The organism is Nonomuraea sp. NBC_00507 (assembly GCF_036013525.1).
GTDB lineage: Bacteria > Actinomycetota > Actinomycetes > Streptosporangiales > Streptosporangiaceae > Nonomuraea.
In genome coordinates this window covers 1859315-1879888 of the sequence record NZ_CP107853.1, presented here as the reverse complement: position 1 = coordinate 1879888, position 20574 = coordinate 1859315, and the positions used below count along the sequence as shown (strand labels likewise).

Genomic DNA, 20574 nt, shown 5'->3' with positions numbered 1-20574 from the left:
AAGTGAAGTTGATTTGCCCTTTGTGTGCGGGAACGACCATGACACCGTCGAAAGCGACCGAGACCGCACCCCTCAGGAGGAGCCTTGTGCGCCTTCCACATCATCGACCTGCGCGCCACGCAGATCCTGGACTCGCGCGGCCACCCCACTCTGTCGGTCACGCTGACCCTGGCGGGCGGCGCGACCGGCTGGGCCGGTGTGCCCTCCGGCGCTTCCGTCGGTTCCCAGGAGGCGGTCCAGCTCCGCGACGGCGACATGAGCCGGTACGGCGGCTCGGGCGTGACCCGGGCGGCGGCCCGCGTCACCGGCTCGATCTTCCACCGCCTCAAAGGCCGGCCGTGGCATTCGCTGGCCGACGTCGACCAGGCCCTGATCGAGCTGGACGGCACCGACGCCAAGAGCAGGCTCGGCGGCAATGCCACCGTGGGCGTGTCGATGGCCACCGCGCGGGCCGTGGCCGCCTCCCAAGGGCAGCAGCTGTGGGAGTTCCTCACCCCGTCCACGGTGCGGCCGCGGCTGCCGGTGCCGCACTTCAACCTGGTCAGCGGCGGCCTGCATGCCTCTAATCAGCTCGACTTCCAGGAATTCATGATCGCCCCGATCGGCGCGCCTTCCATGGCCGAGGCCGTACGGGCCGGGGCGGAGATCTACGCCGTCCTGCACGAGAACCTGGCCGCGGCGGGGCAGCCGACCGGGCAGGGTGACGACGGCGGTTTCGCGCCTGACTTCAGGCATCCGCGTGAGGTGCTGGCCGCACTGGTGGAGGCCATCGACGGCGCCGGCTACAAGCCCGCCCGCGATCAGGTGGCCATCGCCCTGGACCCGGCCGCCTCGCGGTTCCGCCGCGAAGACGGCGCGTACCAGGTGGCGGGCGAACGCCTGTCCAGTCTCGAGCTGATCGAGCTCTACGCGCAGCTGGCAGCCGACTACCCGATCTGGAGCATCGAGGACGGCCTGGCCGAGGACGACACCGAGGGCTGGAGGCAGCTGACCGACCGGCTCGGCGAGCGGCTGCAACTGGTCGGCGACGACGTGTTCGTCACGAGCCCCGCCGTCATCGAGCAGGGCATCGCCGCGGGGATCGCCAACGCCGCGCTCATCAAGGTCGACCAGGTCGGCACCGTCACCGAGACGTTGCAGGCCATGGAGGTGTGCCGCAAGCACGAGTACGCGCGGATGGTCTCGCACCGCGCCGGCGAGACCGTGGACGACTTCATCGCCGAGCTGGCGGTGGCCAGCGGGTGCGGTCAGTTCAAGTCGGGCGCGCCGGCGCGCGGCGAACGGGTGATCAAGTACAACAGGCTCATGCACATCGCCGCCCAGCGGCCGGATCTGCCGTACGGGCTGGCCGAACCGGGTGGCCGATGAGAGCTCATCGGCCACCCGCGCAGATCAGCCCGCGGCGGCCTTCTCCAGGGCCTGGACGTCGATCTTCTGCATGCCCAGCATGGCCTGCATGGCACGCTGCGCCCTGGCCGGATCCGGGTCGCTCAGCAGCTCGCTGAGGCGGCGCGGGATGATCTGCCAGGACAGGCCCCACCTGTCCTTCAGCCAGCCGCACTGCGACTCCTCGCCGCCGTCGGTGAGCTTGGCCCACAGCTCGTCGACCTCGTCCTGCGACTCGCAGTCGACGTACAGCGAGACGGACTCGTTGAACGTGAACTGCGGGCCGCCGTTCAGCGCGATGAACCGCTGGCCGGCCAGCTCGAACGTGACGATCATCGCCTTTCCCGCCGGGCCCGGCGCGCCCTCGGGGTAACGCTGGACCTCGAGGATGCGGGAGTCGGCGAAGAGCGAGGTGTAGAACTGCGCGGCCTCCTCGGCCTGGTTGTCGAACCAGAGGTACGTGGTGATCTTCTGCATGACGCGATCCCTTCCACTGCCGTGAATCTGCTCTCTTATCAATCGCGTCGAACGTGTCCCCGCCGGTTCGACACGGCCGCGGGGATTTTTTACGGCGTAGGCGCGAGCTAAGCCTTCTTCACCGTCAGCAGGGCGTGGTAGGCGGGCTTGGGCGCCAGGTTCTCGTCGAGCAGGCAGGCCGCACCCTCGCCGTCGAACCAGCCGGGCACCCACGAGTGCCGGTCGGTGAAGCCCCAGACGGTGAACTCGCGGCAGACCTTGACGCTGAGGCAGTCGGTCAGCGCCCGGCGGTAGTAGTCGGCCTGGGTGGCCAGCTTCTCGGGCGTCACCGGCAGCACCATGCGCACGTCCATCTCGGTGACCGCGATCTCCAGGCCCAGGTCGGCGAAGCGCTTCATGACGTTCGCCCAATCGCCAGGGTAGTCATACTGGATGCCGAGGTGGCCCTGGAAGCCGACGCCGTGGATCGGCACGCCCTGCGCCTGGAGGTCCTTGACGATCGACAGCGTGGTCTCGATCTTGGGGGCGTTCCATTCCAGGTTGTAGTCGTTGATGTAGAGCTTGGCGTGCGGGTCCGCGCGGTGGGCCCAGCGGAAGACGTCGGCGATGAAGCCGGGGCCGAGGTGGGTGAGCCAGATGCTCTGCCGCATCGTGCCGTCGTCGTTGACCACCTCGTTGACCACGTCCCAGGCCCTGATCTTGCCCTTGTAGCGGCGTACCTGGGTGGTGACGTGGTCGCGCAGGATGTCCCTGAGCTCGGCGGCGTCGATGGTGCCGTTCTCGACACCGGTGGTCAGCCAGGCCGGCAGCTGGTTGTGCCAGACCAGCGTGTGGCCGCGGACCTTCTGGTTGTTGCGGCGGGCGTTGTCGACCAGGGCATCGGCGTCGCCCCAGGTGAAGACGCCCCGTTCCGGCTCGACCGACTCCCACTTCATCGCGTTCTCCGCGGTGACGTGGGAGAACTCGCGATTCAACACCTTGCGGTAGTCGTCTTCACTGCGCAAGGCGGCGATGTCGACGGCGCTGCCGATTCTGATGCCGTTCTGGTACGCGAGCTCACGCAGGTCACGCGGCGTACGGTGCTCGGCGTGGGCGGGGAGTGGAACGGCGGCGACGAGCGCCAGGGCGATGATCAGGGACTTCACCGAAGACCTCCGAAAGTTTCGGGGGCGTAACGATATGTTTCGCCGTGGCCGGGAACTTAGGCGCTCCAGAGCCCGTCGTCAAGGGCTTGAACCTCCCGTGACGGGAGGTCCTACGGTCGGAGGCGTGAGTAGACGCGACGACGACGAGCGCCGGTGGACCATCGGGGAGCTGGCCAAGGCCACCGGGGTCACGATCAGGACGCTTTACCACTACGAGGAGATCGGCCTGGTCGGAGCCGGTGAGCGGACGGCGGCGGGCCACCGCCGCTACACCGAGGCGGACCTGCGGCGGCTCTACCGCGTGCGGGCGCTGCGCGGGCTCGGCCTGTCCCTGGACGAGATCGCCGACGTGCTCAAGGAGCCGTCGGACGACCTGACGGCGCTGCGCGGCCTGCTCGGCGCGCAGCTCGCCGAGATCGAGCTGCAGGCCGCCCGGCTGGTGCAGCTGAAGGACCAGATCGGCGGCCTGATCCAGGTGCTGGACGAGTCGGTGATGCCCGAGGCCGAGCAGTTCATGGCCACGCTGGAGACGATCTCGGTGTACGAGGCGTACGTCAACCGCGAGCTCCGCGACCACCTGGCGCGGCGACGGGCCGATCTCGGCGAGGACCGCATGAAGGATCTCAGGGCCGAGTGGCTGGAGCTGCTCAGGGAGACCCTCGGCCACCTGCGGGCCGGCAGGCCCGTCGGCGATCCGGCGGTGCAAGAGCTGAGCGTCCGGTGGGAGTCCTTGGCGAGCGGGCTGCAGAGCGGCGACCAGCAGGTCGACGAGCGGCTCAGCGCGGCGGGCATGGCTCTGTGGAGTGACAACAGCGCCGCGATCAGCGAGGGCGTCGCCATGCAGATCGACTGGCTGGAGGCCGGTGACCTGCCGGCGGTCATCGACTACCTCCAGCGCGCCAAGACCTTCAGGTCAGGAGAGTGACTTCGTCATGCGCGAGCTCGGCCTCTATTCGTAGCGGACGGCGTCGTACCTGGTCGTGACGTTCATCAGCGGGAGCGCCGCCGCGGTGACGGCCAGCGCGGCCAGCACCCCGGCGGCCAGGCCGCCGGCGAAGTCCAGGCCGGGCGGGAACCACCGGTCCCCCTGGGCGACGGCCATCGCGTACGACGCCGCCGCGCCCAGACCGGCGCCGAGCGCCACGGCCAGCACCAGCGGCACGACCGACTCCAGCAGCAGGATCCTGCGCAACTCGCCGAGCCGCACGCCCGAGGCCCGCAACAACGCGAACGGGCGCCGCCGCTCGATCAGCCCGGCCACCACCCCGACCGTCAGGCTGCACCCGGCAAGGAGGACCACGAACCAGGTCGTCAGCCGGGCGAGCGTGGTCAACTCGGCCCACAACCGCGACTCCTGCAGCACGGTGTCGCGCTGGGTGTTGAGTATCGCGCGGGGCAGGAGGAGCGCGGCCTGCGTACGGACGCGCTCCTCCGCCGCGAGGGTGCCGTCAGTCAGCACATAGAGGGCACGGATCGGGAGACCCGCCGCGCCCGGGACGGACTCGTGGATGGCCCCGGACATCACGCCGATGGTGGCGTCCCGTCCCATGCCGCGGACCCGCACGGACTCCGGGAGCGGACAGGAGGCGACCACGATCCGGGTCAGCTCGGCACAGGACACGACCGAACTCCAGTCATCCGGATGCACCCGGATCGCCACCGTCCGCGCGCCCATCAGCGGCGCGAGCCTGGTGACCGGCTGGTTGCCGACGTAGATCTCGACCACGCCGGGCCGCAGGCCACCGTAGAACGCGGCCCCCGGCGCGCTGCCCGCGGCGCTGAGCATGCACGCCATGAACGTGGCAGCGAAGACGGCCAGCACCACCCCGCTGACGCCCCTGAACGTGCGGGGGTTCGCGGCGATGCGCCGGGCCGCCATCAGCGTGGTGGCACGGCGGCCGAGACGGGCCATGGCCCGGGCGGCGACCAGGCAGATGTAAGGCCCGGCGAACACCCCGCCCACGAGCAGGCAGAGCAGGAAGACCATGTAAGGCCCCTCCGGCGGAGGGACTTCCACCAGCCACGGCACACCGGCCACGATGGCGAGCATGCCGGCGATTCCGGCGCCCAGCAGCACGATCCGCCAGGCGGTGGGCGGCCGCCTACGGGAGGCACGGCCGCCGATGCCCAGCGGCGTGATCCGAATCCCGAGAATCGACGTCATCGCGGCGCCCACCGCCAGCAGCGGCACGCCTGCCAGCACCACGATCAGCCAGGCAGGCGCCACCGTGAGGTCGGAGTCGAAGAAGCGGGCCCCGCCATGGGTCAGGTGCCCCGCCACCACGGGCCGGAGCGCCGTGTAGCCGAGGAAGCCGAGCATCGCCCCGGCGACCGCGCCGACCCCGGTCTCGGTGGCGGCCGTGACCGCGAGCTGCGTCCTGGTGGCGCCGGCCAGCCGCATCGCGGCGAAGCGTTGCTCACGGCGCACGGCGGCGATCCTCGTGACCATGACGATGTAGACGGCGACGGGCACGAGCAGCAGGACCGCCACGATCCCGATCAGCAGCCGCGCCGCCAGGGTGAAGGCGTAGTCGCCGGACAGGCCCGTCTGGATCCCGAACACCCGCTGCGCGCCGGTGAGCTCGCCCAACCGCTCCGGGGCGTAGCCGACAACGGCGACGAGCTGGTCCGGGTATTCCAGGGCCGCCGGGCCGATCGTCGCAACGATCCGGCCGGGGAACCGGTCGCCGAGCTGGTCACGCGGGGTTGTCGCGATCAGCGTCCGCAACCCGGGCGAGACGACGACCTCGCCGGCCGACGGGAGCCGGTCGAGTCCGGGAGGAACCGGCGGGCGCGCACCGAGTGCCGCGACGTGCACCCGGTGCAGCGGCTCACCCGCGAAGTGGTCGCTGACGGCCAGCCACAACATCGGGTCCGGCGCGGTGGCCGGGGTGGACGGCGACGTGTCCCGCCATGCCGCTCGTTCCGCCCGCCCCTGCAGCGCGGACTGCCCGGTGAGGCAGAGCAGCAACAACGCGACGCCGACGCCGACGCCGAGCGCGGTCAGCGCCAGCCGGGCCCATCCCGTACGGCCGCCGGCGACGGCCAGTCTCATCCCGATCAGCACGGCGTTCATCGGGCACCCACCGGCTGGACGACGAGCCCGTCACGGACGATCGCCGTACGGTCGGCGAAGGCGGCCACCCGCGGCTCGTGGGTCACCACCACCATGGAGGCGTCCTCCGCGCGGACCGTGTCGACGAGGAGCTCCATCACCTGGTCGGCGGCGACGGAGTCGAGCGCGCCGGTCGGCTCGTCGGCGAACACCACCTTCGGGCGGGCGATCAACGCCCGCGCGACCGCCGCCCGCTGCGCCTGCCCGCCGGACAGCTCGCCGGGCAGGTGGTCCCACACGCCGTCCAGGCCCAGCCGGGACACCCACTCCGACGCCTCGGCGAGCGCGGCCGTCCGCGGGCGGCCCTCCAGCAGCAGCGGCAGCGCGATGTTCTCCGCCACAGGCAGCTCGGGGACCAGCTGCCCGAACTGGAACACGAACCCAAAGCTCGTGCGGCGCAACCTCGCGCGCTCGCGGTCGCGCAGCCGGTCGATCCGCACGTCGCGGAAGAGCACCTCGCCCGCGTCCGGCCGCAGCACGCCGGCCAGGCAGTGCAGCAGCGTGGACTTGCCCGACCCGCTGGGCCCCATGACGGCCAGCACCTCGCCGTCGGCCAGGGTCAGCGCGGCGCCACGCAGCGCCGGCGTGCGGCCGAAGGTCTTGTGCAGGTCACGACCGCTTAGGACCGTCATCGCGGACCTCCTCCGCCAGGGTGGGCAGCCGGCCCGCCGCGTGCTCGATCCAGCGCAGATCCGCCTCGACGTGGAAGAGCTGGTAGTCGGCCAGCAGGGCATCCTGCGCCGACTCCGCCTCGCGCCGCGCGGCGGTCAGCGTGCGCATCACGGCAAGGTGCCGCGTGCGCTGCGCGTCCAGGAACTCCTCGGCGGGCCGGCCCGACATCAGCGCCAGCGTCACCTTCGTGAACAGCACCGCCTGGAGCTGGGGCTGAGGATCCTCCGGTTCGGCGAGCCAGCGGTCCAAGTCGGTCACTCCCTCCGGGGTGATGGCGTACCGCTTGCGCTCCGGCCCGGCGCCCGGCTCCACGCCGGCGATCTCGACCAGCCCGTCGCGGACGAGTTGGGCCAGGGTGCGGTAGACCTGCCCGAACCGGATCGGCTTGGCCGCGCCGAAGCGGCGGTCATAAGCCTGCTTCAGGTCATAACCGTGACGATCGGCCTCCTCCAGGAGGCCCAGCAGCGTGTACGACACCGTCATGCCGCCGACTATACACACGAGGTATACCCGATGAGTAGACCTGTCAGAGAACTGGTTGCTGACACGGGCGCCCGCAAGGAGTTCACTGGCGGAAAAGGAAGCCCCAGCGGGGCCATCGGGGGCACCCATACGGGTCCGGCCCCTGCGGCTGGACCGATTCGTAGGGAATACGAGGTCGAGCACATGAAGAAGATCCACCCCAAGGTCGAGGAAGCGGTCGACACCCTTCACCTCACCCCGATCGCGAGGCGGCGGCTGCTCACCGGCGCCGGGCTCGCCAGCGCCTCGGCCGCGGCCGCCGCGCTGCTGACGGCCTGCACGTCCGACCAGAGCCGGCCGGCCACGACCGGCGGCGGCGCGGCCGCCCCAGGAGACTTCCCCGCCACGCCCAAGTGGAAGTTCGTGCTGGTCTGCCACGTCACGACGAACCCGTTCTTCACCCCCACCCAGTACGGCGCCCAGGACGCGTGCGCGCTGCTCGGCACCGAGTTCCAGTGGACGGGCTCGAAGGACTCGATCGTGGCCGAGATGGTCAACGCGTGCAACGCCGCGATCTCCGCCAAGGCGGATGGGTTAGCGGTCGCCGTGGTGGACAAGGCGGCCTTCCGCGAGCCGGTCAACCGGGCGCTCGACGCGGGCATCCCGGTGGTGTCGTACAACGCCGACGGCGCCCGCGACGACAAGGGGACGGCGCGGCTGGCGTACATCGGGCAGGGGCTCTACGAGTCCGGGTACGCCCTCGGCCAGCGGGCGCTCCAGCAGGTCGACTCCGGTGAGGTCGTGGGCTTCATCGCCACACCGGGCGCGCTGAACATCCAGCCCAGGATCGACGGCGCCGCGCAGGCGATCAAGGACTCGGGCAAGTCCATCACCTTTCAGTCGGTCGGGACGAACGCCGACGTCACCAGGGGACTGTCCATCATCGACGCCTACGCCCAGGGGCACCAGAACCTGGCAGGCATGCTGGCCGTGGACGCCGGCTCCACGCAGTCGATCGGGCAGGTGGTCAAGAAGTACAACATGCGCTCGAAAGGGCTCAAGGTGGCCGGCGGCTTCGACCTGGTGCCCGAGACACTGGCCGCGATCAAGAGCGGCGACCTGGACTACACGATCGACCAGCAGCCGTACCTGCAGGGCTTCCTGCCGGTGCTCTACCTCTACCTCTACAAGCTGTCGGGCGGGCTGTTGTTCCCCTCCGAGACGAACACGGGGCTGCTGTTCGTGACGAAGGACAACGTGGGGCCGTACCAGACGACCAAGACCCGCTTCGAGGGCTCCGACACGGCGCAGAAGCTCGTGTCCCGCACCGGCCCCATTCCCCATGCGTAGCCTGCGGGAGGCGTTCCTGAAGCACCGGGAGGCCGGCGTCCTGGTGGTCGCGATCGCTCTGGGGCTGTACTTCGTGTCGGCCACGGACGTGTTCCTGACTCCGGACAACCTGGTCAACATCACCCAGGCCGCCGCGCCGGCCGCCATCGTGGCGTGCGGGACCGTGTTGCTGCTGGTCAGCGGAGAGATCGACCTGTCGGTCGGGGTGGTGGCGGCGCTGGCGCCGTTCATGATGCACTACGCGATCGACTTCTGGGGCTTCCCGGCGATCCCGGCGATCCTGCTGGCGCTGCTGACGGGGACGGCCATCGGGTTCGTGAACGGGTTCGTCACCGTGGTGCTGCGGGTGCCGTCGTTCGTGACCACGCTGGGCACGTTCTACGCGGTGACCGGGATCGTGCTCACCACGTCGCACGCCTATCCCGCCGAGATCCCCGAGCCGGTCGACGGGACGATCGGCTCGTGGCTCGGGGCCGCACCGTGGGCGCATCTCTGGTGGGCTCTGGGGATCGTGGCCTTTCTGCATGTGGTGCTGACGCGTACCCGGTGGGGGTTGCACACGATCGCCGCCGGGGGCAATCCGCTCGGAGCCATGGAGGCAGGGGTGCGCACCGGCAGGGTCAAGATGGGAAATTTCATGATCGGCGGAAGTCTGGGGGCGTTCGCCGGTCTGATCGAGGCGTTCCGGATCCACACGATCGACCCCAACATCGGCGGCGGCACCGGGCTCATGTTCACCGCCGTGTCGGCGGCGGTGATCGGCGGCACGGCGCTGGCGGGCGGCTCGGGGACGATCGTGGGCGGCGCGCTCGGCGCGCTCGTGCTGGCGGTGCTGCAGAACGGGATGAACCTCATCGGCATCTCCGCCAACCCGTACTTCCTCATCCTGGGCGCCGCGATCCTGCTCTCCATGATCGCGAACGTCACGCTGACCCGGCTGCGAAGGGCGGGACGGACATGACCGAAGTCCTGCGCGCCGAATCGCTCTCCAAGCGGTTCGGCGCGGTCACGGCCCTGCGGGACGTCAGCCTGACCCTGGCCAGGGGCGAGGTGCTCGGGCTCATCGGCGACAATGGCGCGGGCAAGTCCACGCTGGTCAAGCTCCTGTGCGGGTTCCACCAGCCGGACTCGGGCCGCATCCTGCTCGACGGCGCGGAGGTGACGCTCAAGTCGGTGCAGCAGGCCCGCTCCCTGGGCATCGACATCGTCTACCAGGACCTTGCGCTGATCAACGAGCTCAGCGTCTACCACAACATGTTCCTCGGCCGCGAGCACGTCGGGTTCGCCCGGCTGCTGAGCAACCGGCGCATGCGCAAGCTGGCCGCCGAGCACCTCGAAACGATGGGGGTACGCATCCCGTCGGTCGACGTCGAGGTCGCCAAGTTGTCCGGCGGCCAGCGCCAGGCCATCGCCGTGGCCCGCTCGGTCTACTCGCGCTCGCGGATCCTGCTGCTTGACGAGCCGCTGGCCGCGATGGGGGCCAAGGAGGGCGCGCTGATCCTCGACCTGGTCAGCGACCTGAAGGCGCGGGGCGAGGTGTCCATCGTGATCATCGCGCACAACTACGCGCAGATCCTGGAGGTGTGCGACCGGGTCAACCTGCTGCAGCACGGAACGATCACGTTCGACAAGCCCACGGCGGAGACCTCACTGCAGGAGCTCACCGAGCTGGTGGTGGAGGAATACCGGAGATCACGCGAAAGGCCCGGCGAGCGGCCTAAGGGCTGAGCCGCACCGTGACCGTGATCGGGGCGCCCTCCCGCTCGGCAAGCCTATGGAAGGTCAAGGTGGAGCCGTACAGGAGGGCGTCGCCGCTGATCAGCTCGGCCACCGGCCGGTCCCAGGTCACGGTCAGTTCGTCCAGGTCGCACCGGGGGTCCGCCACGGTGAGCGTGGCCGTGCCGTCGCCGTGCTCGCGGGCCAGGACCGCGCACGGGCCGGAGGCGGTCAGGTCGCCGGCGGCTCCGGCGTCCCAGAAGTTCGCCGCCGTGAGCCTCAACGACGGGACGTGGACGGCCTGCAGCCGGGCGGAGTTGGCCATCACGCGCAACCAGCCGGGGTCGGCGGCCCTGGCGCGCGTCTCCGCCCGGCTCGCGCCCGGCAGCAGCGTGTAGACGTAGCCGGCCGAGCGGGGATCCACGCCGTGGTCCAGCCAGAGCGTCACGTAGTCGCGGGTCCCCCGGCGCTCCCGCAGCGTGCGCAGCGATCCCGGCACCAAGTAGCCGCCGTGACCCTCGAGGTGGGCCCAGCCCGGCTCGACGGCGAGCGGGGCGCCGGTCCTCCGGTTGTCCACGATCGTCTCGACCCGCGCCCCGTCCGCGCAGGTGATGCCCGCGCCCAGGCAGACGACGGCGTCGTCGAGGAAGAACCACGACTTGAACGCCTCCATCGTGCTCTCCAGCCCGGTGAGGTGCTGGCCGACGGACGCGTATTCGCCGTCCGTGGCCCCGCCCACCCACCGCCAGGGCGTGCGCGTGTCTCCCCATCCCGCACCCGCGCCATCCGGCAGCCGCCGCGTGGAGACGGTCGTGCCCGGCAGGCGGTAGGGGTCCACGGTGGGCCAGAAAGAGTCGGAGTACTGGTCGCCGTGCCCGTCCGCCCACCAGTAGAGCATTCCTGAGCCGGTGTGCCAGCCGCGCAGGTTCTCGCCGTTGCCGTGCTCGTAATGGCCGATCCGGTGCGAGGCCATGCTGAGCGCCGCGCACCAGCCTGGCCGGCGGTGCACGGCCCTGGCGCTCATCGGCAGCAGCCGGTGCCCGACCGGCTCGGGCGCGGCCGGAACCGCGTCGTCCGCCATGATCGCCGCCAGGCGGGCGTGGAAGGCGGGCTCGCGGTGCTCCAGCATCGGCCGGTACGTGTTCCGCACCGCCCATCCCTTGACCATGGCGTGCCAGCGGGCCCGGTAGGCGACCGGGGCCACCTCGCCGAGCAGCAGGATCGCGGCGGCTATCTCGCGGCCCTTCTCGTGGTCGCCGAAGGGCCGTCGGCCGACGCTGCGCCCGCGTACCAGGTCCATGCAGGCCCCGTCATGCACGAACGGCGCGAACGACCGCTCAACCGCGTTGAACACGATCGGGTCTGCGACCTCCCACGGCGAGCCGCGCAGCACCGCGAACAGCGTGGCCAGCCCCGACAGCAGCGTCACCCCGTAGGCGCCCTGATAGGGGACGTACGTGTGCTGGATGAACGACCCGTCCCGGTAGAACCCATCGCCTTCGCTGACGTACCGGAACACCGGCGACAGCGCCGACACCGCCAGATCCGCCTTGCCCGGGTCTGATCTGAGCATGGCCCGCAGCAGCATCACCAGGCACAGGTCCACGCGGTTGGCGCCGGTGCTGTTGCCGCCGTAGCGGGCGAGGCGGCTGTCGGGGACGAAGTGGTCCACGGCGTCCCGCAGGGCCACGCTTCGCCCTTCGTCGAGGCCGACCAGCACGGCGGCGTCCAGCAGCGCCCTGGGCACGCCGATCTGCCAGTGCCACCAGTTGCCCACGGGGTCGGCGCCGGCCGCGTACACCTGCCGCCTGTAGTGGTCGATCCCTGCGGCGACGGCCGCGGCCAGGGCCGGGTCGCCGGTCAGGCCGGTGCCCTCCAGCACGTATGCGTGCGCCATCGTCCGCAGCCGCCGCGGCGTCGCCATGAACGAGGGGAAGGCCTGGTCCGGCCACAGCGAGGTGCGGGACGGGGCCATGGCGTCGCGGTGGCGGGCGGCCGCTCTGCCCAGCCCGGCCAGCCATCTCCGGTACGGCTCCGCGGCCGGGTCGTAGCCGGAGCCCGCGCTGCCCTCGCGCCACCGGCGGCGTAATCGCACGAACGAGTCGTCGGGCGTGTGCGCGGCCTCCGCCTGGGCCAGCGCTCCGATGATCCCGGCCGCGGCCACGCCGCCGAGCCGCAGGATGGATCGCCTGGAGGGCACGCCCCGATTATCGCGTGGGCAGCAGGGCCCCGGCCCGCTTGATCGTCCTGATGATCGGCGCGGTCTCGAGGTGCCTGATCGCGGGCAGCGCGCCCAGGCTCTCGGTGAGGTAGCGGTAGAACGCCGCGTCGTCGCGGCACACGACGCTGGCCATCAGGTTGTTGGGGCCCGTGGTCGCGCCCGCGTACGCCACCTCCGGATGCCTGGCGAGGGCCCGCCCGGTCGCGTCCAGCTCGGCCGGCGGCACCGACATCCACAGCTGCGCCTCCACCTGGTAGTCCAGCAGCGTGGGCAGCACGTCCATGTCGAAGAACAACGCGCCGGCCGCACACAGGTGCTCCATGCGGCGTCTGACCGTCGACTCCGACCAGCCGGTCACGGCCGCCAGGTCGGCATGGCCCGCCCTGCCGTCCTGCGACAGCGCCTCGAACAACGCCTCGTCCCCGGGGCCGAGCACGACCGGCTCGCCGTCACCCCGCCTGGTGTAGACCCGCCCGGCGGCCAGGTGCTCCACCTGGCCGGAGGTCAGCGCGGCCAGGGCGGTCCAGCCGATCCGCCCGCCGACGAACATGTGCAGGGTCCGGTGCGCGGTCACCGACAACACCCGGTTCGTCCTGGCGAGCTTGTTGAGCAGCAGTGACTCGCGCTCGCTCGCTGTGCGCTGGAGCGCGCCGCAGGAGATCTCCGTGCCGCCGGACAGCAGGTGCACCCAGAAGGTGTCGGATCGCCGTGCGAGTGCCTGGGCGATCGAGACGGCGGCGTCGGGGGTGCAGCGCAGCCTGATCGACCACGACTCGTAGCCGAGGCGCCGCCCGTCCACGACGCCGACGACACGCAACATGCCGGTGGAGCGCAGCCGCCGGTAGCGGCGCGCCACCCGCTGGTCGGACACGCCGAGCACCTCGCCGATGCGGCTGAACGACGCCCGCCCGTCCACCTGCAGGGCATGCATCAACCCGCGGTCGACATCGTCCAGCATGATGTTTTCCACCAGCACAGGCTATCCGGTACGGAAAAGCACCACATCCAGCAATCTTCCCGATGAATATCCGCACCAGGCCCGACTGTGGTCGTCATGACGCAGACAACACAGACCTCGGAGACGACCACGAGCTGGCAGCCGTTGGCGGCCGCCTGCCTGGGCGCGTTCATGCTGCTCGTGGACGTGACCATCGTCATGGTCGCCCTGCCCCCGATCGCCTCCGACCTCCACATGTCGTTCACCGGTGCGCAGTGGTTGCTGGACGGCTATGCGCTCGCGCTGGCGGCACTGCTGCTGGCCGCCGGGTCCTTCGCCGACCACGCGGGACGACGCAAGGTCTACCTGGTGGCGCTGGCCGTGTTCGCGCTGGCCTCGCTCGCGTGCGGGCTCGCGCCCAGCGGCGGCCTGCTGCTGGCGGCCCGCGTAGTCCAGGGCGCGGGCGGGGCGGCCATGATGGCCACCACGCTCGCCCTCATCAGCTCCACGTACCACGGCAGGCAGCGTGGCATCGCCTTCGGCGTGTGGGGTGGTGTCAACGGGGCCGCCGCCGCCCTCGCACCCGTGCTCGGCGGCCTGCTCACCGAGCACCTGCACTGGCGGGCGATCTTCCTCGTCAACCTGCCCATCAGCCTGGTCGCGGCCTGGCTCACGCTGCGGGCCGTGAGCGAGTCGCGCCTGCCCGGCGGCGGGCGGCTCGACTGGGCGGGGATGGTGACGTTCACGGTGGCGGTGGGCGCGCTCACGTACGGGCTGATCGAGGCCGGGGAGCACGGATGGACGGCGGTGCGGACGCTGGCGCCGCTGGGCGTGGCCGTCGTGGCGCTGGTGGCGTTCCTCGTCACCGAGACGCGTAGCGACCGGCCCATGCTGGACCTGCGGTTGTTCGCCGATCGTTCGTTCAGCGGGATCCTGGCCGGGGCTGGGCTGCTCATGCCGGCCGCGTTCGCATGCCTGGCCTTCACCTCACTCTGGTTGCAGCAGGACCTCGGGCTCGGGCCCGTGGCGGCGGGCGTGGCGCTGTCCCCGATGGCCGTGACGTCCCTGGTGGTCTCGATCGGCGGCGCACGACTGTTCCCGGGGCTGTCGCCGCGTGCCGCCGTCGGCGGCGGGCTGCTGCTGATCGGGGCGGGCGCGTTCCTGCAGGGCACGCTGGGTCCGGACACCGGCTGGACCGCGCTGGCGCCTGGACTGGTGGTGACGGGGGTCGGCGTGGGCCTGGCCGTGCCGTCGCTCAGCTCCGCCGCCATGGCGTTCGCCCCGCCGCCGCGCGCGGGCATGGCGGCCGGCGCCGTGAACACAGTCAGGCAGCTCGGGTACGCGCTCGGCATCGCCGCCCTCGGCCTGCTGTACCGGGCCGACGCGGCGGCGTACGTGGCGCTGAATGACGTCTACCGGGCGAGCGCGATCATCGGCCTGGTGGCCGGCCTCCTCGTCCTGGCCGCCGTCCGCGCCACGCGCCGCCCTGATCACCACTGACCCCGCTTGACCACCGCGCCCGGCCTGGGCGCGGGGCCGTTCACGTCCCGGGTCTGATCGGCACCACGTTGGCCTGGAGGCCGTCGCGGGGCAGGGCGAACCAGGTGGCCTTGCCGACCAGGTCCGGGTGGGTGGCGTAACGCTGGGGGTGACAGCCGTAGAAACCGTCGGAGAGCCGGGCGATGATGCGCAGGCCGCGGCCGTGCTCGGCGCTCAAGTCGTCAGGCGCCGGGGCGGGGAGGATCGGGCTGCTGTCCACGACGACGCACATGATCTCTTTGGCGTCCACGTGAAGCATCAGTTCGTAGGGGGCGTCGCCGTACATGAAGGCATTTGTCACCAATTCACTCACCATGAGCACAGCGTCATCGATGACATCAGCGGAAAGGGCAAGGGACACTAATTCCGTACGAATGATCGCTCGTGCGTGACCGACCGTCCGGGCGTCCTCGCGCAGCGGCCATACGTACTGCATCCTGCTCTGGGGAGCGGACCGCAGCGTGGTCATGGCTTCTCTTTCCGGTGCGGGGCAGCGAATGCGCGTCTGGTTCAACAAGAGTGCCTGCCTCTCGGTTGCCGTACGCGGCTGTCGAAACTTGTACGCACGAGAAAGCCGTTTGGGTCGAATCTTCAGCAAGAAAATCGCCATTCTTTTTGAGCGGCCCCGAGCCGAGGCGTCATGAAGGACCGCCGATGCCCGCGCCCATCTCCTCGATGACCTCGTCCACCCTGTTCGCCAGCTCCACGTCCAGCGCGGTCACGGCGTCCGCGGACGTCGCGCGTGCCGGTGGCCGGAACAGGCCGCGCACCTGCTCCGGAATGTGCAACCTGGCCACCAGCTCCGGGTCCTGCTCGGCCACCGCGGCGAGCACGGCCTGCGCTCTGAGCCTGGCCTGCTCGGGCGGGCGGTGGCGCGCCAGCGTGGTCAGCTGTTCAGGCGTTCCGTGCCCAGCTTTGGGCCTGCGACACCTCCAGCAGGGACCACAGCCCCGACGGAGTCAGCGGCACGTCGGTGATCTTGTCGGCGATCTCGGGGAGCGCGGCCGCGACCGCGTTGGCGATGGCGGCGGGCGGGCCGATCGTGCCGGCCTCGCCGACGCCCTTCATGCCGCCGGGCGTGATCGGCGAGGGCGTCTCCAGCATCACCACCTGGATGTCCGGGATCTCCCTTGTGGTCGGCAGGAGGTAGTCGACGATCGGCTGGCCGTTCTCGGTGTAGACGATCTCCTCGGTCAGCGCCTCCCCGATGCCCTGGGCCACGCCGCCGTGGATCTGGCCCTCCACCACCGCCGGGTTGACCAGCACGCCGGCGTCGTTGACCACCCAGTAGCGCTCCACCTCCACCGCCCCGGTCTCCGGGTCGACGGCCACGGCCGCCGCGTGCGCCCCGTACGCGTAGGTGTAGGCGGCCGGGTCGTAGCTGGCCCGTTCCTCCAGACCCGGCGTGACCCCCTCCGGCAGGTCCCACCCGCGCCACGCGGACGTGGCCAGGTCGCGCAGCGTCACGGCCGCCTGCGGATCGCCCTTTACGCGTACGGCTCCGTCGGCGATCTCCAGGTCCGCGGGCGCCGCCTCCAGCCGATGCGCGGCGATGGCCACGAGCTTGTCGCGCAGCAGGTCGGCGGCCTGGGTGACCGCCGCGCCGCCGACGGTCAGCGCGCGGCTGGCGATCGAGCCGATCCCCGAGTACGGCGTCGAAGCCGTGTCCCCCATGACCACCCGCACGCGTTCGATGGGCACCCCCGTCCGGTCGGCGGCCAGCTGGGCCAGCGCCGTCTCGATGCCCTGCCCGATCGGCACCACCCCGGACGTCACGACCACGGACCCGTCCTGCTCCATGCGCAGGACCGCCGTCTCGTAGCCGCCGGCCAGGAAACCCGTGGCCTTGAGCTCCATTGACGGGCCCATGCCGGTGGTCTCCACGTGGCAGGAGTACCCGATCCCCCGCCTGCGCCCGTCATCCTTCTCGGGCAGCATGGCCAGGTGGTGGAGCGTCCGCAGAGCACGGGGATAGTCGCCTGAGTCGTAGGGCACGTGGACGCGCGTCATGTACGGCAGCTCGCCGGGCTCGATCATGTTACGCAGCCGCAGCTCGATCCGGTCGATCCCCAGCCGGCGAGCCGCCTCGTCGATCAGCCGCTCCCTGGTCAGAGTGCCCTCGGGCTGGCCGAAGCCCCGGTAGGAGCCGGTCGGCGTGGTGGTGGTGACGACGCCGCGCACCCGCACCGCGACCCGGTCGAACCGGTACGGCCCCGGCAACAACGTGGCCGTCACCGCGGCGGTCGAGACGCCCACGTTCGACGGGTGGGCGCCGATGTCGCCGAGCACATCCACCTGCAGCGCCACGAACCGCCCTTCGCCATCGAGCGCCAGCCGCCCCCGGTGCACGGCGGCCCGCGCGGGGAGCGTGGCCAGCAGGCGGTCGCCGGGCGACTCCATCCAGGACACGGGGCGGCCCAGGCGGATGGCGGCCAGGCAGATGAGCACTTCGTCGGGGTAGACGTGCTCCTTGCCGCCGAACCCGCCGCCGATGTCGCCGCCGATCACGCGTACCCGGTCGTGGGTCAGCCCGAGCGCGTCCGCCAGCTGCTCGCGGGCGTGGTGCGGCGACTGGGTGGAGGTGTGGACGGTCAGCTCGTCGCCGGCGTAGGAGGCCACCACACCACGCGGCTCCATCGGGTGCGGCGAGACCCGGCCCATCCGGACCGTCATCTCCACCACGTGCTCGGCCGCCTCGACGGCCGCCGCGCAGTCGGCGTCGCCGAGCGTGAAGTCGGTGAGGACGTTCGTACCCCAGTCGGGGTAGAGCAGCGGGGCGTCGCCCTCCAGTGCCCGCTCCATGTCTGCCACGGCAGGCAGCTCATCGAGCTCCAGCTCGACCAGGTCGGCGGCGTCTCTGGCGGCCTCGGGCGTGCGGGCGACGACGAGGACGAGCGGCTGGCCGACGTACCTGATCGCCGCGTCCAGCACCGGGTACTCCGTGATCGGCTGGCCGGGCGCCACGCTGACGCAGGGCAGACGCATGCCGGCGGCGTCGGCCGGGACGATCACGTCGAGCACGCCGTCGGCCGCCGCTGCCGCCTTGGTGTCACAGCTGAGCAGCCGGCCGTGGGCGATGGGGCTGCGGACGACGTACGCGTGCGCGGCGTCCGGCAGGCTGATGTTGCCGACGTACCTGCCGCGGCCGGTCAGCAGCCTGGCGTCTTCCCTGCGCGGCGTCCTGGCGCCGACATATGCGTCTCCCATGGCCCTGATTGTGAGCGCCGTCCGCTGGACGGTCCATACGGATCACACGGTGCGGGTGATCGAGTCGACCCGGCGGATGCGCCCGTCGGGGGCGTACCGTGCGAACAGGTAGATCTCCATCGTGATCGTCTTGCCTTGGCGCATGACCGCGTCCATCGTGTAGCGCGCCGCGGCCACGTCCTCGCCCACGAGGCTTTCGTGCACCTCGATCCGCAGGCCCACCGCGTTCTTGCGGGCCGGCTTCACGTGGTCGATCAGGCGCCGGCGGTCGAGGCAGATGCCGTCGTTCCAGTACTCGATCTCGGGCACGTAGTAGCGGTCGATGATGGCGGCGGCGTCCTCGTTCCCCAGGCCCAGTTCATGAGGCACCTCGGTGAGGAAGGCGTGGAAACGCTCCGCCAGGTCGATAGGCATGCCGATCCCTTTCATACGACTTCGAAACTCGCCATCATCGCCATGTCCTCGTGCTCGAGGTTGTGGCAGTGCAGCACGTAGCGCCCCCGATAACCGGTGAACCTGGTGACGATCTCGACGGTCTGCGCGTCACGCAGCTCGACGGTGTCCTTCCACTCCGGCGGCCCGGCCGGCCGCTCGCCGTTGACCGACACCACCTGGAAGTGGTCGAGGTGCAGGTGCACCGGGTGCGCCACGTCGCTGGTCAGCCGCCAGACCTCGACGTCGCCGAGCTTGGGCCTGGCCTCCATGCGCTTCGGGTCGAACGGCCGGCCGTTGATCAGCCAGCCGGTGCCGCCGTGCATGCTGCCGCTGCTGAACTCGAAGTCGCGCGTCACCGTGGCCTTGCCCGGGTCGAGCGCCTCGACGGTGGACAGCCGCTGCGGCACGGCCGAGTCGTCGGCCTCGTCGCGGTCCACCGCGAATCGCATCACCCGCGCCTGCGCGCCCTCCCCCGCCAGGTTCCGCAGCTCGACGTACTGGCCGAGCTTGTAGGCGGAGAAGTCGACGACCACGTCCGCACGCTCTCCCGGGGACAGGCGGAGCTGCCGCACCGTACGCGGGGCGCTGAGCAGGCCGCCGTCGCTGCCGATCTGGATCATCGGGCCGCCGGTGGCCAGCTCGTACGCCCGCGCATTGGACCCGTTGCACAACCGCAGCCGGTAACGAGCCCTGGCCACGCGCAGCTCCGGCCACGGCGCCCCGTTGACCAGGATCACGTCGCCGAGCACGCCGCCCATGTACCCCTCCTGAACCCCCGGCCGGTCGCCCAGCGCCGGGTAGAGCAGGGTGCCGTCGGCGGCGAACGACCGGTCACTGATCAGCAGCGGCAGATCGCGTTCCCCGGCGGGCAGCGGCAGTGCCTCCTCCTCGTCGTCGCGCACCAGGAACATGCCGGCCAGCCCGCGCCATACCTGCGGCCCGGTGTAGTCCATGCGGTGATCGTGGTACCAGAGCGTGGCCGCCCGCTGTTCCAGCGGGAACACGTACTCGCGCGCGCCCCCGGGCGCCACCAGGTCCGTCGGGAAGCCGTCGGACTCGGGCGGCGTGTGGCCGCCGTGCAGGTGCAGGACGGTCGGCGCGCCGAGCTGGTTGATCAGCTTCACGACGGTCCTACGACCGCTGCGTGCCTCGATGGTCGGCCCAGGAAACTTCCCGCCATATCCCCATATCTGGGTACGCAGGCCGGGCAGCACCTCCACGTCGGCCGCCTGCTCGGTCAGCTCGTAGAAGTCGGCCCCGCCGGCGCTGCGCACAGGCTTGGCGACCTCGGGGACCGGCAGCGGCACCGCGTACGGCTTGGGCAGCGGCGCCGCGCTGGCCAGCAGCTGCGACTGCGGGGTGCCGGCGAGCAGTGAGCAGCCCGGCACGGCGGCCACCGCCACCGCGCCGAGGCCGAGCAGGCGCAACGCGTCACGTCTGGTCGGGTTCATGCCGGACCGGGCCTGGCGAGCACCCTGCTGAGCTGCATGACGCCGCCGCCGAACAGCAGCACACCGAGCGGCAGGTGGAGGGTCTTGATCCCCAGCTCGCCCAGGATCGCCGCCACGATCGTGAACACCAGGAGCAATGCGGCCGTGACGATGAACCTCGCGGGCCCGCCGCCCGGCCGCCACACCAGGATCGCCATGACCAGGTGCAGGAGGCCGATGACGACCAGGGCGATCCCGGAGGTCATGTGCAGGGCCCGGCCACCGGGAGACGACAGCAACATTCCGGCCGTCACCGCCTGGAACAGCAGCGCGGCGACGTGCAGGACCACGGCGGCGCGCAGCGCCTGCATGGTCCAGGAAGGGGCGGCGACGTGCTGGTGTACGGTCATGATCGTTCTCCTGTGGATGCTCGGATCGTGTCCATATCCGCACATGGTGGTATTCCGGCCGGTCAGCGGTCG

19 protein-coding genes are annotated in these 20574 nt (G+C 71.1%); 6 read left to right on the top strand and 13 right to left on the bottom strand.

The genetic code is table 11. The features are described 5' to 3' along the window. Positions 1-84 precede the first annotated feature (84 nt). Positions 85-1368, top strand: a complete 1284-nt coding sequence (gene eno / locus OHA25_RS09680) for a phosphopyruvate hydratase (RefSeq protein WP_327587233.1) — start codon at positions 85-87, stop codon at positions 1366-1368. Positions 1369-1392: 24 nt separating this feature from the next. Here eno and OHA25_RS09675 read toward each other — a convergent pair whose 3' ends face one another. Both OHA25_RS09675 and OHA25_RS09670 read right to left on the bottom strand, forming a co-directional pair. Beyond that, a complete protein-coding gene (locus OHA25_RS09675) occupies positions 1393-1863 on the bottom strand; it encodes a VOC family protein (RefSeq protein WP_305917439.1) in 471 nt (156 codons plus the stop codon). 107 nt (positions 1864-1970) lie between these two features. Next, positions 1971-3008, bottom strand: coding sequence for an endo-1,4-beta-xylanase (locus tag OHA25_RS09670; RefSeq protein ID WP_327587232.1), 1038 nt, complete (start codon positions 3006-3008; stop codon positions 1971-1973). 124 nt (positions 3009-3132) lie between these two features. Between OHA25_RS09670 and OHA25_RS09665 the strand changes: the two genes are divergently transcribed. Next, positions 3133-3933: a MerR family transcriptional regulator gene (locus OHA25_RS09665; RefSeq protein WP_327587231.1), complete on the top strand. Its 801-nt coding sequence runs from the start codon at positions 3133-3135 to the stop codon at positions 3931-3933. A 24-nt stretch (positions 3934-3957) separates the two neighbouring features. Here the strand turns inward: OHA25_RS09665 and OHA25_RS09660 are convergent, their stop codons facing one another. Genes OHA25_RS09660 through OHA25_RS09650 form a run of 3 tightly spaced genes read right to left on the bottom strand, consistent with a single transcriptional unit; the run spans position 3958 to position 7278 of the window. Beyond that, positions 3958-6084, bottom strand: coding sequence for an FtsX-like permease family protein (locus OHA25_RS09660; protein ID WP_327587230.1), 2127 nt, complete (start codon positions 6082-6084; stop codon positions 3958-3960). After that, on the bottom strand, positions 6081-6755 hold the full coding sequence (locus OHA25_RS09655) for an ABC transporter ATP-binding protein (RefSeq protein WP_327587229.1): 675 nt from the start codon (positions 6753-6755) through the stop codon (positions 6081-6083). Before OHA25_RS09655 ends, OHA25_RS09660 begins: the two co-directional genes overlap by 4 nt. Further along, positions 6733-7278 (bottom strand): PadR family transcriptional regulator, encoded by a 546-nt coding sequence (locus OHA25_RS09650; protein ID WP_305917444.1) that lies wholly within the window; start codon positions 7276-7278, stop codon positions 6733-6735. Before OHA25_RS09650 ends, OHA25_RS09655 begins: the two co-directional genes overlap by 23 nt. Positions 7279-7461: 183 nt before the next feature. On the opposite strand from OHA25_RS09650, the gene OHA25_RS09645 reads away from it, so the two are divergent. Genes OHA25_RS09645 through OHA25_RS09635 form a run of 3 tightly spaced genes read left to right on the top strand, consistent with a single transcriptional unit; the run spans position 7462 to position 10335 of the window. Further along, a complete protein-coding gene (locus tag OHA25_RS09645; protein ID WP_327587228.1) occupies positions 7462-8607 on the top strand; it encodes a sugar ABC transporter substrate-binding protein in 1146 nt (381 codons plus the stop codon). Next, positions 8600-9568 carry an ABC transporter permease gene (locus tag OHA25_RS09640; protein ID WP_305917446.1) on the top strand — a complete coding sequence of 323 codons (969 nt, stop codon included), beginning with the start codon at positions 8600-8602 and terminating at the stop codon, positions 9566-9568. Before OHA25_RS09645 ends, OHA25_RS09640 begins: the two co-directional genes overlap by 8 nt. Then, entirely contained in the window at positions 9565-10335 is a 771-nt protein-coding gene (locus OHA25_RS09635) for an ATP-binding cassette domain-containing protein (protein WP_327587227.1), read from the top strand. The genes OHA25_RS09640 and OHA25_RS09635 overlap by 4 nt, the downstream gene beginning before the upstream one ends. On the opposite strand, the gene OHA25_RS09630 is transcribed toward OHA25_RS09635, so the two are convergent. Together OHA25_RS09630 and OHA25_RS09625 are read right to left on the bottom strand one after the other, a co-directional pair. After that, positions 10325-12523, bottom strand: coding sequence for a polysaccharide lyase 8 family protein (locus OHA25_RS09630; RefSeq protein ID WP_327587226.1), 2199 nt, complete (start codon positions 12521-12523; stop codon positions 10325-10327). The genes OHA25_RS09635 and OHA25_RS09630 overlap by 11 nt on opposite strands. Before the next feature lie 7 nt (positions 12524-12530). Then, positions 12531-13514, bottom strand: a complete 984-nt coding sequence (locus OHA25_RS09625) for an Lrp/AsnC family transcriptional regulator (protein ID WP_327587225.1) — start codon at positions 13512-13514, stop codon at positions 12531-12533. 84 nt (positions 13515-13598) lie between these two features. On the opposite strand from OHA25_RS09625, the gene OHA25_RS09620 reads away from it, so the two are divergent. Further along, positions 13599-14981, top strand: coding sequence for a DHA2 family efflux MFS transporter permease subunit (locus OHA25_RS09620; protein WP_327587224.1), 1383 nt, complete (start codon positions 13599-13601; stop codon positions 14979-14981). Between the two features lie 40 nt (positions 14982-15021). Here the strand turns inward: OHA25_RS09620 and OHA25_RS09615 are convergent, their stop codons facing one another. The 6 genes from OHA25_RS09615 to OHA25_RS09590 all read right to left on the bottom strand — a co-directional run bounded on the left by OHA25_RS09615 (position 15022) and on the right by OHA25_RS09590 (position 20502). Beyond that, positions 15022-15489, bottom strand: coding sequence for an ATP-binding protein (locus tag OHA25_RS09615; protein ID WP_327587223.1), 468 nt, complete (start codon positions 15487-15489; stop codon positions 15022-15024). 169 nt (positions 15490-15658) lie between these two features. After that, positions 15659-15853 (bottom strand): hypothetical protein, encoded by a 195-nt coding sequence (locus OHA25_RS09610; protein ID WP_327587222.1) that lies wholly within the window; start codon positions 15851-15853, stop codon positions 15659-15661. A gap of 61 nt (positions 15854-15914) precedes the next feature. Further along, positions 15915-18227, bottom strand: a complete 2313-nt coding sequence (locus tag OHA25_RS09605; protein ID WP_327587221.1) for a xanthine dehydrogenase family protein molybdopterin-binding subunit — start codon at positions 18225-18227, stop codon at positions 15915-15917. Positions 18228-18269: 42 nt separating this feature from the next. Beyond that, complete coding sequence (locus tag OHA25_RS09600; RefSeq protein WP_327587220.1) at positions 18270-18641, bottom strand: nuclear transport factor 2 family protein; 372 nt, start codon at positions 18639-18641, stop codon at positions 18270-18272. An 11-nt stretch (positions 18642-18652) separates the two neighbouring features. After that, on the bottom strand, positions 18653-20113 hold the full coding sequence (locus OHA25_RS09595) for a multicopper oxidase family protein (RefSeq protein WP_327587219.1): 1461 nt from the start codon (positions 20111-20113) through the stop codon (positions 18653-18655). Next, positions 20110-20502 carry a hypothetical protein gene (locus OHA25_RS09590; RefSeq protein WP_327587218.1) on the bottom strand — a complete coding sequence of 131 codons (393 nt, stop codon included), beginning with the start codon at positions 20500-20502 and terminating at the stop codon, positions 20110-20112. The genes OHA25_RS09595 and OHA25_RS09590 overlap by 4 nt, the downstream gene beginning before the upstream one ends. Positions 20503-20574: the final 72 nt, after the last annotated feature.

Coding starts and splice junctions, on each gene's coding strand:
- OHA25_RS09675 (WP_305917439.1), bottom strand. CDS start 1,863: ATGCAGAAGATCACCACGTACCTCTGGTTCGACAACCAGGCCGAGGAG.
- OHA25_RS09660 (WP_327587230.1), bottom strand. CDS start 6,084: ATGAACGCCGTGCTGATCGGGATGAGACTGGCCGTCGCCGGCGGCCGT.
- OHA25_RS09655 (WP_327587229.1), bottom strand. CDS start 6,755: ATGACGGTCCTAAGCGGTCGTGACCTGCACAAGACCTTCGGCCGCACG.
- OHA25_RS09650 (WP_305917444.1), bottom strand. CDS start 7,278: ATGACGGTGTCGTACACGCTGCTGGGCCTCCTGGAGGAGGCCGATCGT.
- OHA25_RS09645 (WP_327587228.1), top strand. CDS start 7,462: ATGAAGAAGATCCACCCCAAGGTCGAGGAAGCGGTCGACACCCTTCAC.
- OHA25_RS09640 (WP_305917446.1), top strand. CDS start 8,600: ATGCGTAGCCTGCGGGAGGCGTTCCTGAAGCACCGGGAGGCCGGCGTC.
- OHA25_RS09635 (WP_327587227.1), top strand. CDS start 9,565: ATGACCGAAGTCCTGCGCGCCGAATCGCTCTCCAAGCGGTTCGGCGCG.
- OHA25_RS09620 (WP_327587224.1), top strand. CDS start 13,599: ATGACGCAGACAACACAGACCTCGGAGACGACCACGAGCTGGCAGCCG.
- OHA25_RS09615 (WP_327587223.1), bottom strand. CDS start 15,489: ATGACCACGCTGCGGTCCGCTCCCCAGAGCAGGATGCAGTACGTATGG.
- OHA25_RS09605 (WP_327587221.1), bottom strand. CDS start 18,227: ATGGGAGACGCATATGTCGGCGCCAGGACGCCGCGCAGGGAAGACGCC.
- OHA25_RS09600 (WP_327587220.1), bottom strand. CDS start 18,641: ATGCCTATCGACCTGGCGGAGCGTTTCCACGCCTTCCTCACCGAGGTG.
- OHA25_RS09595 (WP_327587219.1), bottom strand. CDS start 20,113: ATGAACCCGACCAGACGTGACGCGTTGCGCCTGCTCGGCCTCGGCGCG.
- OHA25_RS09590 (WP_327587218.1), bottom strand. CDS start 20,502: ATGACCGTACACCAGCACGTCGCCGCCCCTTCCTGGACCATGCAGGCG.